The organism is Siminovitchia sp. FSL W7-1587, assembly GCF_037963795.1.
GTDB lineage: Bacteria > Bacillota > Bacilli > Bacillales > Bacillaceae_C > Siminovitchia > Siminovitchia thermophila.
Map to the genome: position 1 here is coordinate 2,757,171 of NZ_CP150169.1, position 14,889 is coordinate 2,772,059.

Genomic DNA, 14,889 nt, shown 5'->3' on the forward strand with positions numbered 1-14,889 from the left:
CATCAGGGAGGGAATGAGCATGGACCTTCGGTTGACGGAAGAACAATTGATGATGAGGAAAATGGTTCGCGAGTTTGCTAAAAGCGAGATAGAACCGTTTGTAGAAGAAATGGAAAATGGAAAGTTCCCGCGACAGATTTTAAATAAAATGGGAGAGCTCGGCTTGATGGGAATTACTGTTCCGGAACACTATGGCGGATCCGGCATGGACTTTATCTCCTACATTATTGCCATAAATGAGCTTTCCAAAGTAAGTGCTACAGTAGGAGTTATCTTATCCGTCCATACATCTGTTGGTACAAACCCGATATTAAAATTTGGAACGGAAGCGCAAAAGAAGAAGTATGTTAGAAAATTGGCCACGGGCAAGGCGCTGGCCGCATTCTGTTTGACAGAGCCGGGGGCAGGATCGGATGCCGGCGCGATCAAAACGAGCGCGGTCCGTAAAGGAAATGACTTCATGATTAACGGCTCTAAAGTCTTTATTACAAACGGCGGCGAAGCAGATATTTATATTGTTTTTGCCGTAACAGATCCGAGCCGGGGAAAACGGGGCGTTTCAGCTTTTATCGTTGAAAAAGGCACGCCCGGGCTTGTGATCAGCAAAGATGAGAAAAAAATGGGACTCAATGGATCAAGAACCGTTGCCATCACGTTTGAGGACATGAAAGTTCCGGCAGACAATCTGCTCGGTGAAGAAGGAAATGGTTTTAAAATCGCTCTGTCGAATTTAAATACCGGCCGTATCGGCATTGCGGCCCAGGCGCTTGGCATCGCAGAAGCGGCGTTAGAAGCCGCGACGAAATATGCTACGGAAAGAAAACAGTTTGGAAAGCCGATATCAGAACAACAGGGAATTGCTTTTAAACTGGCGGACATGGCGACAAATGTGGAAAGCGCCAGGCTTCTTGTGTACCGGGCTGCGGCGATGTGTTCTTCTAGCGAACAGTGTGTCAAAGAAGTATCAATGGCCAAATTGTTCGCTTCCAAAACAGCGGTGGAGACGGCCATTGAGGCAGTTCAGGTGTTCGGGGGCTACGGTTATACGAAAGAGTATCCCGTTGAAAGGTTTTTCAGGGATGCCAAAGTGACAGAAATATATGAAGGTACGAGTGAAATCCAGAGAATGGTGATTAGCAAACATTTGTTGAACTAAAGGAGTGGTTGGGATGAATTTTAAATTGAGTGAAGAGCATGAAATGATTCGAAAAATGGTGCGGGACTTTGCGGTAAACGAAGTGGAACCAACAGCAGCGATACGTGATGAAGAAGAACGCTTTGACATGGATATATTCAAACAAATGGCTGATCTCGGACTGACAGGCATCCCCTGGCCGGAACAATATGGCGGGATTGGCAGTGATTATTTAGCTTATTGTATCGCAGTAGAAGAATTATCACGTGTTTGCGCTTCCATTGGCGTGACGCTTTCGGCTCATACTTCTTTGGCGGGCTGGCCGGTATATAAGTTCGGTACAGAGGAGCAAAAACAAACATATTTGAAGCCAATGGCTGAAGGAACAAAAATGGGCGCATACGGATTGACAGAGCCGGGGTCAGGATCAGACGCGGGGGCTATGAAAACGACAGCGCGCGATGACGGGGATCACTTTGTCTTGAACGGATCGAAAATATTTATTACAAACGGAGGAATTGCGGATATATACATTGTTTTTGCATTAACGGACCCGAACGATAAACGGAGCTCCACCGCTTTTATTATTGAAAAAGACTTCGAAGGCTTCTCTGTGGGCAAAAAAGAGAAAAAACTCGGGATTCGCTCTTCACCGACGACCGAAATCATTTTTGATGAGTGTAAAGTGCCGAAGAAAAATATGCTGGGGGAAGTAGGGCAAGGATTCAAAATAGCGATGATGACGCTGGATGGCGGCAGAAATGGAATCGCCGCCCAAGCAGTCGGCATTGCACAGGGGGCACTTGACGCGGCGCTGGCTTATGCGAAGGACCGAAAACAGTTCGGAAGGCCGATAGCCGATAACCAGGCCATTTCTTTCAAACTTGCCGATATGGCCACGGCCATTGAAGCTTCCCGTCTATTAACATACCAGGCTGCTTGGCTGGAGTCTGAAGGTTTGCCTTACGGAAAGGAATCAGCCATGTCAAAGCTGATGGCGGGGGACACCGCGATGAAAGTAACAACGGAAGCGGTGCAAATTTTCGGCGGGTACGGCTATACGAAGGACTATCCGGTCGAACGATACATGCGCGATGCGAAAATCACCCAAATATATGAGGGAACACAAGAAATTCAAAGGCTTGTCATTTCTAGAATGCTGACAAATTAAATGAGAAAGAAGGTGAATATACCGTTGACAGTAAAACGGACAATAAAAGCCTCTGTCAAAGATGAGCGGTTGATCGAAAAAAGAAGAAACCAGATGATCCGCGGTGCTGTTTCTCTTTTTAAGAAAAAAGGATTTCACCGAACGACAACGAGGGAAATTGCCAAGGCTGCCGGCTTCAGCATCGGTACGCTCTATGAATATATTAGAACGAAGGAAGATGTCCTGTTTCTCGTCTGTGACAGCATTTATGAGCAGGTAAAAGAGCGTTTTTACAGCATTGACCTGAAAGCGGGAACATTGGAAAGCCTGAAACTGGGAATTGACCATTATTTCCGAATCGTGGACGAAATGCAGGATGAAGTGCTTGTCATGTATCAGGAAGCAAAAGCTTTAACAAATGGAGCTTTGGCATATGTATTAAAGAAAGAGTTGGAAATGGTCGGGATGTTTGAGGAATTGATCCGGCGCTGTGTTGAAAATGGGGAGCTGGAGATCAATAATGAGCAGCAGCAATTATTGGCGCACAATATTTTTGTCCAAGGACAAATGTGGGGATTCAGGCGCTGGGCATTGCAAAAAACATGTACGATTGATGAATATATTCAACTCCAAACCGATTTGCTTTTTTCAGGGATAAAAGGATTCAAGAAACAAGTAGAAGTGGGAGGAGAATGACGAATATGGTAACTGATGTATACAGGCCGAAAAACCACATCCGATTTGTAACGGCATCCAGCTTGTTTGACGGGCATGACGCTTCCATTAATATTATGCGGAGAATCTTACAGTCAAGCGGTGCAGAAGTCATCCATCTGGGACATAACCGTTCGGTCGAAGAAGTTGTTCATGCTGCCATTCAGGAGGATGTTCAAGGGATTGCAGTATCTTCTTATCAGGGGGGGCATGTTGAATATTTTAAATATATGCATGATTTATTAAAAGAAAAAGAAGCACCCCATATTCGGATATTCGGAGGGGGAGGCGGCGTGATCATTCCCCGTGAAATAAGGGAATTACATGATTACGGGATAGCGCGGATTTTTTCTCCCGATGATGGCAGGGAACTTGGCCTGCAGGGGATGATCAACTTGATGTTGCGGGAATGTGATTTTCCGACAATTCCCCAATCTCTGCCCGAAGAAGTGGAAAAACTGCAAACGGGGGACATATCGGCGGTCTCCAAACTGATTTCCATCGCTGAACAGAAGGTGCTGGACCCTGACTTGGACGCATACGGGGAAATATTTTCAGAAATAAAACAGCTGGCCCGGGATGTTCCAGTGCTTGGAATAACAGGGACGGGCGGCGCCGGTAAAAGTTCATTGACGGATGAGCTGATCCGCCGATTTCTTCATGAGCTGCCAGAGAAAAAAGCGGCTATTCTTTCAGTAGATCCGACGAAACAGAAAACCGGCGGCGCGCTTCTGGGCGACCGAATTCGAATGAACGCCATCTTCTCACCAAGAATATACATGAGAAGTCTTGCTACAAGAGGATCGAAAAATGAATTGTCACAAGCGATCAAAGATGCGATCAACGTTGTAAAAGCATCCGGGATGGACCTTGTGATTGTCGAAACGAGCGGGATCGGGCAGGGGGATGCGGAGATTCGGGAGATAAGCGACGTATCGATGTATGTCATGACAAGCGAATTCGGGGCGCCAACCCAACTGGAAAAAATTGATATGATCGACTTTGCCGACCTTGTCGTTATCAACAAATTTGAGAAAAAGGGTTCAGAGGATGCGTTAAATCAGGTACGTAAGCAATATCAACGCAGCCATATGTTATTTGACCGGGATTTGGATGAAATGCCTGTATATGGCACGATAGCGAGCCAGTTTAATGATCCGGGTACGAACGCCTTATTTGCCGCACTAATGGAAAAAATCAATGAAAAAGCCGGAACGGATTGGCAAACAACTTTTTCCACTTCGGAAAAAGTTGAAAAGAAGGATGTCATTATTCCGGTCAGCAGGCAGCATTATTTACGGGAGATTGCCGATACAGTCCACCGGTACCATAAAGCGGCAGAAAAACAGGTCCGTATTGCCCGGAAGCTGTTCCAATTGGAAGGTGTAATCGCCGCTTTAAAAGAGGAAGAGGCAAATGGTGAAGCGCTGGAGGCTCTTCAAACTTTAAAAGAAGAGACCGCCAAGCAGCTTACCCCGGAATCAAAGGAAGTACTAGAATCATGGGAAAAGAAAAAAGAAGTATACGCCGGGGAAAAATATGTGACAAAAATCCGCGATCGGGAAATTGTTACGGAGTTGACTGTAAAAAGCCTTTCAGGTCTCTCCATACCAAAGGTCGTTCTTCCAAAATATGAAGATTACGGAGAAATTTTAAAATGGGTATATAAGGAAAACGTGCCCGGCTCCTTCCCTTACACAGCAGGAGTGTTCCCATTTAAACGCCAAGGAGAAGATCCGAAACGCCAGTTTGCCGGAGAAGGAACGCCGGAAAGAACGAATCGCCGTTTCCATTATTTATCAAAAGACGATCCGGCCAAGCGGTTAAGTACCGCTTTTGATTCAGTCACGTTATATGGGGAAGATCCGGATTACCGCCCGGATATTTACGGCAAAGTCGGTGAGAGCGGCGTGAGCATTTGTACACTTGAAGATATGAAAAAGCTGTATGCCGGCTTTGATTTATGCGCTCCCACTACATCCGTTTCCATGACAATTAACGGTCCTGCGCCGATTATTTTGGCCATGTTTATGAATACGGCGATCTTTCAACAAGTTGAAAAAAGAAAAGAGGAGCTTGGCAGGGAATTGACGCCAAGTGAACAAGAAGAAGTAAAGGCATGGACCTTGCAAACTGTTCGCGGTACGGTTCAGGCCGATATTTTAAAAGAAGACCAGGGGCAAAATACATGCATTTTCTCAACGGAGTTTGCCTTGCGCATGATGGGCGATATTCAGCAATATTTTATTGACCATAAAGTAAGAAATTACTACTCCGTGTCCATTTCCGGATATCATATTGCCGAAGCTGGAGCCAATCCAATTTCCCAACTGGCTTTTACACTTGCCAACGGTTTTACGTATGTCGAGTATTATTTGAGCCGCGGCATGCATATTGATGATTTTGCACCGAATCTGTCCTTCTTTTTCTCAAATGGGCTTGACCCTGAATATACAGTGATCGGGAGAGTGGCGAGACGGATTTGGGCGGTTGTCATGCGAGAAAAATATGGAGCGAATGAGCGAAGTCAAAAGTTGAAATATCACGTGCAGACATCGGGCAGATCGCTGCATGCCCAGGAAATTGACTTTAATGATATCCGCACAACGCTTCAAGCTCTCATGGCCTTGCAGGACAACTGCAATTCCCTTCATACAAATGCGTATGACGAAGCCATTACGACACCGACGGAAGAATCTGTCCGCAGGGCAATGGCGATTCAAATGATTATTACAAAGGAACACGGTCTTTCCAAAAATGAAAATCCGCTTCAAGGTTCGTTTATCATTGAGGAATTGACGGATCTTGTCGAGGAAGCTGTATTGAAAGAGTTCGAGAAGTTAAATGACCGCGGAGGCGTTCTTGGCGCGATGGAAACACAATACCAGCGCAGTAAAATTCAGGAAGAATCGATGTATTACGAAATGCTCAAGCACTCTGGGCAGTTGCCGATTATCGGTGTGAACACGTATCTGAATCCAAATCCCCCATCTGAGCAAGAATTGGACAATATGGAGTTGGCCCGTGCTACAAAAGAGGAAAAAGAAACACAAATCCAAAACCTGCGGCAATTCCAGGAGAAACATGAAGACCAAGTAGAAACAGCACTGAAAAAATTAAAAGAAACGGCCATGAAGGGCGGCAATATTTTTGCCGAACTAATGGAGACAGTTAAAGTGGCCAGTTTGGGACAAATTACCAATGCGCTGTACGAAGTTGGCGGCCAGTACCGAAGAAATATGTAGTCGCGTATATGGATTTTTATCGTATAACAGGATAAAATTATAACTATAAATTGTTCCATGACTGGATGTGGGTGCATGAAGTTCGGGGTCAAGGTGTTAGGATATTCGATTGCAGTTGCCGTAAGTTATTATTTGTACCAAAGCCGTCTTGGGGCCATTCCTTTTCTAGCAGCCTCCGCAGTCATGTTTTATTTAGGGTACCGACTATCAAGCCCCATATTCAAGAATGAGAAAACCCGTCCTAAAGAACAACCGCCCGAGACGGGGAAGTAGCATCCATGGCTTCGTTTAAGGCCACGGATGTTTTTCTTTTGTGCAGCCATGTCTAATTTGTCATAAATTTATTTAAAAATAAATTGACAAGAGGGCGGGAATCTATATAATTGAAATTGAGAATCGTTATCAATTCTTATTCAGTCAAGGAGTTGTTCACTAGTGAGAAAAATAGTAGCTTTTGTACTTTGTGTCTTTATGATGACACTTGCAGCGTGTGGAAATCAAAATTCGGCTCCAAAAGATAATGAGTCGGATAAGCAGAATAAAAAAGAAGAAACAAAAGAAAAGGTTGTTAACTTATATTCAAGCAGGCATTACGATGTCGACGATGAATTATACGGAAAGTTTGAAGAAAAGACAGGCATTAAGGTAAACGTTATCAAAGGTGAAGCAGATGAGCTGCTTGAGCGTATTAAGCGGGAAGGCGATGCAACCCAGGCCGATTTGTTTTTGACGGCGGATGCCGGCAGGCTGTTCCGTGCGAAAGATGCTGATGTTCTGGAATCTGTCGAAAGCGATACGCTTGACAAGCAAGTTCCCAAGAAATTCAGAGATAATGACAAAACTTGGTACGGTTTGACAAAAAGAGCGCGAATTTTAGTGTATAATAAAGATAAAGTAAAAGAAGACGAGCTTTCCACATACGAAGATTTAGTGGATGAAAAATGGAAAGGGCGCATTCTTGTTCGTTCCTCCGAAAATATTTACAATCAGTCATTATTGGCTTCCTTTATTGAAATTGACGGCGAAGAAAAAGCGAAAGAATGGGCTGAAGGTATTGTGAAAAATATGGCGAGAAAACCGGAAGGCGGAGACCGTGACCAGGCTAAAGCAATTGCTGCTGGTGTGGGTGACGTCGCCATTATGAACACATACTATTTTGGCCAGATGCTCAATTCCGAAGATCCGGAAGAAGTGAAAGTGGCTGAGCAGCTCGGCGTTTTCTTCCCTAACCAGGAAACAACGGGAACACATGTGAACATCAGTGGAGCCGGCGTTGTCAAAGGGTCAAAAAATAAAGAAAATGCCATTGCCCTCCTTGAATACTTAACAAGCGAAGAGGCGCAAGGAAAATTTGCGGAAGCAAACTATGAATATCCAGTAAATGAAAAAGTTGAACCATCCGAGTTATTAAAGTCATGGGGAGAGTTTAAAGAACAAGATATTCCTCTTTCAGTACTTGGCGATAACAATGCCAAGGCACTCATGGTCTTTAATGAAGTAGGCTGGCAATAAGGAATATGACCCTTGCCGTTTGGTGCGGCAAGGGGCGTTGCTATATTAATGGGGTGTAAGTTTCGTGCGAAAGTTGGTTAATGTAAACGGTTGGACGGTCGCTGCCGCCATCATTATCATATTGTTGTTTTTGCCGAATTTGGCGATCGTTTCAGGCTTGTTTACGCCGTCAAATGAAAACTGGGAGCATATTAAGGAATTTGTGCTGTATAAATATCTGCAGACATCTCTCATTCTTGTACTCTCAACCGCTTTTTTGACAATTGCCATTGGGTTGAGTCTCGCTTGGCTCATTGCCCAGTACAACTTTCCGCTGCGGAACTTTTTAAAATGGGCGCTCATTTTGCCCCTTTCGATTCCGCCATTTATCGGTGCTTACACCTATCATGGCATTCTCAATTATACGGGTATTATTCAAAAAACACTCCGGAACCAATTTGATATGTCCTTGGATCCGAATTATTTTAACATCATGAATATACCAGGGGCTATTTTTATCTATACATTTTTTTTATATCCATATGTATATACCATTACGAGGATTTTTCTGTCACAGCAGACGGCTTCCCTCATTGAAAGCGCGAGAGTGTTAGGGAAAGGGCCATGGCAAATTTTTTTCCAGGTTGTGCTTCCCATTTCGAGAGCAGCCGTCGTTGGCGGTGCCAGCTTAGTCATATTGGAAGTACTGAATGATTACGGTGTGGTCAAATATTACGGTATTCAAACGTTCAGCACAGCCATTTTTCAAGCTTGGTTTGGGCTTGGTGATGTCGGAACTTCAATCAAACTCGCCGGTACATTGATGGTCCTTGTCATTTTGATTCTTATTGTGGAGAAGCTATTGCGTGGCAGGAAGCAATTCAGCTTTTCTACAACGAAAATCAGGCCGCTTCCGCTTGTCCAATTGACCGGCATGAAAGCCAAATTGGCTTCCATATACGGTATGACCGTTTTAAGCTTTGGTTTTTTCATACCGGTTTTGCAATTAGTCGATTGGCTTGTGCTTACATGGGGGAAAATCCCATTCCAGGAATTTTTCACATATGTGAAAAATTCAGTCTTTGTGGCGGGAACCAGCGCCGCCATCATTATCGCTTTCGCGCTCGTTGTCGGCAATTTCAGCAGGCTTGTTCACGGAAAAGTGGCGAAAACAATGCCAAAGGTAACGGTGCTGGGCTACTCCATCCCTGGGGCGGTGATTGCCGTAGCGGTCGTTACGACCTTTATTGCCATTGATCAGATGCTTGCTCCCATTTATCAAAGAATGGGCCTGCAAACGACGCTTGTGTTAAGTGTTAGCATTGTGATGCTCATCACCGCCTACATTATTCGGTTTTTTGCGATTGGCTTTCATTCGATTGAATCTGGTTATGATAAAATAGGAACAGATTTTCGCGATGCTTCACGCCTGCTTGGCATGGGGCTGACAAAAACATTCATCAAAGTGGATGTTCCTTTGATGAAAGGCGCCATTATTAGCGGATTTATTCTTGTTTTTATTGATATATTAAAGGAAATACCGTTGACATTAATCCTTCGGCCGTTTAATTTTGATACCTTGTCCACAAAAGCGTTTCAGTACGCGAGTGATGAAAAAATCATGGAAGCGTCCCAGGCTTCCCTGGTGATTGTTGCTCTTAGCGCTTTGTCTATCTTTGTCTTTCACAAGCTACTTGAAAAGGAGCCGCGATAAATGTTTATTTCGATAGAAAACGTCTGCTTTTGTTATGACCCGAAAGAAAGAGCAGTGGATGGATTTTCAATGAAAATTGAAAAAGGTGAAGTAGTTTCTATACTGGGGCCGAGCGGGAGCGGAAAAAGTACCTTGCTTCGTTTATTTGCCGGATTGGAAGTGCCTTGTGAAGGTTCTTTTACAATCGAGGATGAAGTCATATTCAATGATAAATCATTCATTCAGCCCGAAAAGCGCGGGATCGGCATGGTGTTTCAGGATTATGCCCTCTTTCCTCATATGACCGTCGAGGAAAACATCGCGTTTGGCCTGAATAAAATGAAGAAAGCGGAGAAAAAAGCAAGAGTGGCCGAAGTGCTTGAGATCGTCGAATTAACGGGATATGAAAAAAGATACCCGCACCAGCTGAGCGGGGGCCAGCAGCAGCGGGTGGCCATCGCCAGAGCGATTGCTCCGAATCCCAACCTTCTTTTGCTTGATGAACCGTTTAGTAATTTAGATGCCGAGTTGCAAGTGAAAATCAGAAAGGACTTGCGCAACATCTTAAAGGCTGCCGGCATTACCGCCATCTTTGTCACCCATGACGAGAATGACGCCTTGGCAATTGCCGACCGGATTGTTCAATTAAAAGATGGAAAAATTGTCCATAGCGGGAGGCCGTGCGATATTCTTGGCGCCCAATCCTGGTCTGGAAAAAACGTGCAACACCTTGAGAAAGAAGATCTCATTGAAGTTTAAAAAACTTTTCCAAACTCTTCGGAGTTTGGATTTTTTTTTGCTGTTTTTTTGAATTCGGGCTTTTTTTCATCTTAATAGAGAAATAAACATGAAAAGAGTAGCATAAACGAAAGATATTTGTTTATAATGTTGAGTATGGATTTTTAACTATAAGGCTATTGAGAGCCATTTAAATACATATAGCGGAAAGGTTGTGCGATGATTGAACTTGCAAAATTTAACGTTGGAAGAACGGGAAGAAATGTCACTTATTGAAATTGCACAGTATTTGTTGGAAGAAAAAAAGGAGGCTTTACCATTTCAGGAATTGGTTGCTCAAATTGCCAACTATTTGGAGCTTTCGGATGAGGAAATGTCTTCGCGAATGCTACAATTTTATACGGATTTAAACGTGGACGGACGCTTTTTGACATTGGGTGAAAACCGCTGGGGCCTGAAAGAGTGGTATCCGTTTGATCAAGTAGACGAAGAAATCATCGCTCCCGTCAAACCGAAGAAGAAAAAGAAAGCAAAACGGGCCTTTGAAGAAGATGAGGAGTTGCTCGAACTGGAAGAAGAAGATCTTGAATACGACATGGATCTTGAAGATGAAGACGTAGAAGAAGATGAAAGCCTGGAGGCGCTTCGAGAGGAAGAAGAAGCGGAATATGAAGAAGAAGAAGAATTGTTGGATGACGAGGATTATGAACTGGAAGAAGAGGAGGAAGACGTCGATTTAGAAGAAGAAGAAGAGGAAGAATAAAATCTTGACTTCTCTTCTCCTAATCTGTAGTATTTTATTTGGGCTCCTTGAAAAAGGATATACAGATAATATGTAACGCTCCCGTACAGCAATTTGTGGCGGGGCGTTTTTTATTTTAGTAACTTTGGGAAACATGAGGAAGGATAAGGAGGAAAAGTTGTGTCTAAATATATATTTGTAACAGGTGGTGTCGTTTCCTCACTCGGAAAAGGGATTACGGCTGCCTCACTCGGGCGCCTTTTAAAAAATCGCGGATTGAATGTGACGATTCAAAAATTTGATCCTTATTTAAACGTGGATCCTGGCACGATGAGTCCTTACCAGCACGGAGAGGTTTTTGTGACAGAAGACGGGGCGGAAACCGACCTGGATTTGGGACATTATGAAAGATTTATTGATATTAACTTAAATAGATACAGCAATGTTACAACGGGAAAAATCTACTCGGAAGTGATCAGAAAAGAGCGGCGGGGGGATTATAACGGAGGAACGGTTCAAGTGATCCCGCATATTACAAATGAGATAAAAGACCGCATCTTCCGGGCAGCCGAAAAGACCAAAGCAGATGTGGTCATTACGGAAATTGGCGGCACAGTCGGAGATATTGAATCTTTGCCGTTTTTAGAAGCGATCAGGCAAATGAAAAATGATGTTGGCCGGGAAAATGTCATGTATATTCATTGCACACTTGTTCCTTACATTAAAGCAGCCGGCGAAATGAAGACAAAACCGACGCAGCACAGTGTAAAGGAACTCCGGAGTCTCGGTATTCAGCCAAACGTCATCGTCGTACGGACAGAAATGCCGATCTCCCAGGACATGAAGGACAAAATCGCCTTGTTCTGTGATATTGAAAAAGAGGCGGTTATCGAAGCACATGACGCAAGCACGCTTTATTCCGTACCGCTTTCATTGCAGGAGCAGCATTTGGATCAAATCGTTTGTGATCATTTAAAAATTGTTTGCCACGAAGCGGATATGGCAGGCTGGAAACTCCTTGTTGAAAAAGTACAAAACTTGTCCAAGACGACAAGGATTGCTCTTGTTGGAAAATATGTGGAGCTCCAAGATGCCTATATTTCGGTTGTTGAAGCATTAAAACATGCTGGTTATGCATTTGATGCAGATATAGACATCAAATGGTTGAATGCTGAATTCGTTACGAAAGAAAACGCGGCGGAAGTGCTTGCTGATTGCGATGGGATTCTTGTTCCAGGCGGTTTTGGTGACAGGGGTATCGACGGTAAACTTGCGGCGATTCAATATGCCCGTGAAAACCACGTTCCATTTTTCGGCATTTGCCTCGGAATGCAATTAGCTTCTATTGAATATGCGAGGAATGTATTGGGGCTTGAAACGGCTCACTCTTCCGAGATTAATCCAGCTACGGAACATGCGATTATCCACTTGCTTCCGGACCAAGATAGGCTGGGAGATTTGGGCGGAACACTCCGGCTTGGGTTGTACCCATGTAAATTGCAAGATGGGACAAAAGCCCGTGAAATGTATCAAGAAGAATTGATTTATGAACGTCATCGCCACCGTTATGAATTTAACAACGAATACAGGGAGCAGATGGAAAAAGCCGGTTTTGTATTCTCGGGAACAAGCCCTGATGGAAAATTGGTGGAAATTATTGAAGTTGCTGATCATCCATGGTTTGTGGCAAGCCAATTCCATCCAGAGTTTACATCTCGCCCAACGAGGCCGCAACCACTCTTTCACGGCTTTATCCAAGCAGCATTAACAGTAAAAAAATAGTCGATGTATGAAAAAGCTGCCTTCATCACAAGGGCAGCTTTATTTATATTCTTCCAGCATATCGTCTATGTTGAATTTGAGACCATAATAAATATACAAAGCGGACATTAAGGAAGGAATACAAACGCGGTTCCCGTCTTCAGCAGGAAGAATGGGCTTGATTACGTGAGTATTGATATGTATATCAGCTAATTGTGATAAACATTCCGCACCATCTTTTACCGTACCGGCAACAGATACAAATGGAATGCCTTTTTCTGCAAGAGTTTTCCCAAGAGAAAGCGCATCTTGATCATCGGATAGGCGTGTGAAAACAATCACTCTGTCCGTGTGGGACAATTGTGATGATTGTTCAAGCTTTTTCGTTTTTTTCATCGGCTCGGGTCCATTCAAGGCATTCATGACGACTCCTTCCATTTCGCCATACCCTTTTATAAAGATAGAACCTTCCCCGACAGCTGCTTGGGCCAAAAGCCGGGCTCCGTCTTCTAATGGAAATTCTTCTTTCTCTCTAACGCTGGAAAATACGCCGATCAGTTGCGTGGATAGCATTTTCAACATATATGTTGCTCCTTTTTGGAAAAATATACATATATTATAGGCACATTTATGGAATAGCAAAAGAAATATGATCCGGTTGAATACTTTAGAAGGAAAAAATGTAACTCATATCGAACTTAACATACTATAGAAAAAATATTAAAAATAAATATATAATGCTAGTATTTTATACTTAATGGAGGGGTTTATTGAGGAATATAAACAATAGGGGGATGAATATATTGAAACAAAAAGTGTTAATAGTCGATGACCAATTCGGAATAAGAACATTACTGAATGAAGTGTTGCAAAAAGAAGGTTATGAAATATATCAGGCTGCCAATGGTCTTCAGGCATTGCATGTTATGAAACAACATGCTCCCGACCTTGTTCTTCTTGATATCAAAATCCCTGGGATGGACGGGCTTGAAATATTGAAAAAAATGAAGGAAATAAATCCCGAGATCCGCGTCATCATCATGACGGCGTACGGGGAACTGGATATGATAGAAAAAACAAAAAAGCTCGGAGCCCTTGCCCATTTTTCCAAGCCGTTTGATATTGAAGAAATCCGTACTGCAGTCAAACAATACGTATCCTAACAAATAAAAAACCACATAAATCTTTTCTCCTTTCGGTCTCCGCTCTTCATTGGTATTCAACCAAATAATCTGTTATGATGAAACTGCGAAAATTGGGTACAGTTTCATGTGGTTGTGCAGGCAGTCCCAATGTAAAAGGAGGAAAAAGTTGTGCCATTAGTATCGATGACAGAAATGCTCAAGCGAGCAAATAAAGAAAAATACGCAGTCGGCCAATTTAACCTGAATAATTTGGAGTTTACCCAAGCGATACTTCAAGCTGCTCAAGAAGAAAAATCACCCGTTATTTTAGGAGTATCCGAGGGAGCTGCTCGTTATATGGGTGGATTTAAATTGGTCGTACAGATGGTAAAAGCGCTTATGGAAGAATATGGAATTACGGTCCCTGTTGCTATTCATCTTGACCATGGTTCCAGCTTTGAAAAATGCGCCAAGGCGATTCATGCCGGTTTTACATCTGTCATGATCGACGGCTCACACTTGCCGCTTGACGAAAATATTGCATTGACGAAAAAGGTGGTTGAACTTGCCCATCTGTTTGGCGTTTCAGTGGAAGCGGAATTGGGGCGGATCGGCGGACAAGAAGACGATCTATCTGTCGATGATGCAGAAGCTTCGTATGCCATTCCTGCCGAGTGTGACCAACTCGTTCGTGAAACCGGAGTAGATTGTTTTGCGCCGGCTCTTGGATCGGTACACGGTCCTTATAAAGGAGAACCTAAGCTCGGATTTGACCGTATGGAAGAAGTGATGAAATTAACGGGAGTGCCACTTGTGCTTCATGGCGGTACAGGCATTCCGCTGAAGGATATTCAAAAAGCCATTTCCTTGGGAACGGCAAAAATTAACGTAAATACAGAAAACCAAATGTCTTCCGCGAAACGCGTACGGGAAGTATTGCGCGACAATCCGGAAATGTACGATCCGAGAAAATATCTCGGCCCTGCCAGAGAAGCGATCAAAGATACCGTAAAGGGCAAAATGCGTGACTTTGGCTCAGCCGGTAAAGCGTAATGGATTCTGCGGCAACATAATGGTTGCTGTCGTCAGCCATTCG

Annotated in this window: 12 protein-coding genes; 11 read left to right on the forward strand and 1 reads right to left on the reverse strand. The window is 43.7% G+C overall.

What is annotated here, in order from left to right; genetic code table 11:
* Positions 1-19: 19 nt before the first annotated feature.
* The 9 genes from NST31_RS12915 (at position 20) to NST31_RS12955 (ending at position 12,690) form a co-directional block, all read left to right on the forward strand.
* On the forward strand, positions 20-1,156 hold the full coding sequence (locus NST31_RS12915; RefSeq protein WP_339161062.1) for an acyl-CoA dehydrogenase: 1,137 nt from the start codon (positions 20-22) through the stop codon (positions 1,154-1,156).
* Between the two features lie 13 nt (positions 1,157-1,169).
* Positions 1,170-2,306, forward strand: a complete 1,137-nt coding sequence (locus tag NST31_RS12920; RefSeq protein WP_077109650.1) for an acyl-CoA dehydrogenase — start codon at positions 1,170-1,172, stop codon at positions 2,304-2,306.
* Positions 2,307-2,330: 24 nt separating this feature from the next.
* Positions 2,331-2,981: a TetR/AcrR family transcriptional regulator gene (locus NST31_RS12925; RefSeq protein WP_171973785.1), complete on the forward strand. Its 651-nt coding sequence runs from the start codon at positions 2,331-2,333 to the stop codon at positions 2,979-2,981.
* Complete coding sequence (gene icmF, locus NST31_RS12930; RefSeq protein ID WP_205178892.1) at positions 2,978-6,244, forward strand: fused isobutyryl-CoA mutase/GTPase IcmF; 3,267 nt, start codon at positions 2,978-2,980, stop codon at positions 6,242-6,244. The genes NST31_RS12925 and icmF overlap by 4 nt, the downstream gene beginning before the upstream one ends.
* Positions 6,245-6,679: 435 nt before the next feature.
* Positions 6,680-7,756 carry a Fe(3+) ABC transporter substrate-binding protein gene (locus tag NST31_RS12935; RefSeq protein WP_205178894.1) on the forward strand — a complete coding sequence of 359 codons (1,077 nt, stop codon included), beginning with the start codon at positions 6,680-6,682 and terminating at the stop codon, positions 7,754-7,756.
* Between the two features lie 64 nt (positions 7,757-7,820).
* The gene (locus tag NST31_RS12940; RefSeq protein ID WP_339161066.1) at positions 7,821-9,449 is read left to right on the forward strand and encodes an iron ABC transporter permease; all 1,629 of its coding nucleotides are present in this window, start codon (positions 7,821-7,823) and stop codon (positions 9,447-9,449) included.
* A complete protein-coding gene (locus NST31_RS12945) occupies positions 9,450-10,187 on the forward strand; it encodes an ABC transporter ATP-binding protein (protein ID WP_339161069.1) in 738 nt (245 codons plus the stop codon).
* A 202-nt stretch (positions 10,188-10,389) separates the two neighbouring features.
* Positions 10,390-10,929 carry a DNA-directed RNA polymerase subunit delta gene (gene rpoE / locus NST31_RS12950; protein WP_339161072.1) on the forward strand — a complete coding sequence of 180 codons (540 nt, stop codon included), beginning with the start codon at positions 10,390-10,392 and terminating at the stop codon, positions 10,927-10,929.
* A 159-nt stretch (positions 10,930-11,088) separates the two neighbouring features.
* Entirely contained in the window at positions 11,089-12,690 is a 1,602-nt protein-coding gene (locus NST31_RS12955; protein WP_339161075.1) for a CTP synthase, read from the forward strand.
* 39 nt (positions 12,691-12,729) lie between these two features.
* On the opposite strand, the gene NST31_RS12960 is transcribed toward NST31_RS12955, so the two are convergent.
* Positions 12,730-13,251 carry a DUF2529 domain-containing protein gene (locus NST31_RS12960; RefSeq protein ID WP_205178902.1) on the reverse strand — a complete coding sequence of 174 codons (522 nt, stop codon included), beginning with the start codon at positions 13,249-13,251 and terminating at the stop codon, positions 12,730-12,732.
* Positions 13,252-13,472: 221 nt separating this feature from the next.
* On the opposite strand from NST31_RS12960, the gene NST31_RS12965 reads away from it, so the two are divergent.
* Positions 13,473-13,832, forward strand: coding sequence for a response regulator (locus NST31_RS12965; protein ID WP_077109640.1), 360 nt, complete (start codon positions 13,473-13,475; stop codon positions 13,830-13,832).
* Between the two features lie 150 nt (positions 13,833-13,982).
* A complete protein-coding gene (gene fba, locus NST31_RS12970; RefSeq protein WP_077109639.1) occupies positions 13,983-14,846 on the forward strand; it encodes a class II fructose-1,6-bisphosphate aldolase in 864 nt (287 codons plus the stop codon).
* The last annotated feature ends 43 nt before the right edge of the window (positions 14,847-14,889 follow it).

Coding starts and splice junctions, on each gene's coding strand:
- NST31_RS12915 (WP_339161062.1), top strand. CDS start 20: ATGGACCTTCGGTTGACGGAAGAACAATTGATGATGAGGAAAATGGTT.
- NST31_RS12920 (WP_077109650.1), top strand. CDS start 1,170: ATGAATTTTAAATTGAGTGAAGAGCATGAAATGATTCGAAAAATGGTG.
- icmF (WP_205178892.1), top strand. CDS start 2,978: ATGACGAATATGGTAACTGATGTATACAGGCCGAAAAACCACATCCGA.
- NST31_RS12945 (WP_339161069.1), top strand. CDS start 9,450: ATGTTTATTTCGATAGAAAACGTCTGCTTTTGTTATGACCCGAAAGAA.
- NST31_RS12960 (WP_205178902.1), bottom strand. CDS start 13,251: ATGTTGAAAATGCTATCCACGCAACTGATCGGCGTATTTTCCAGCGTT.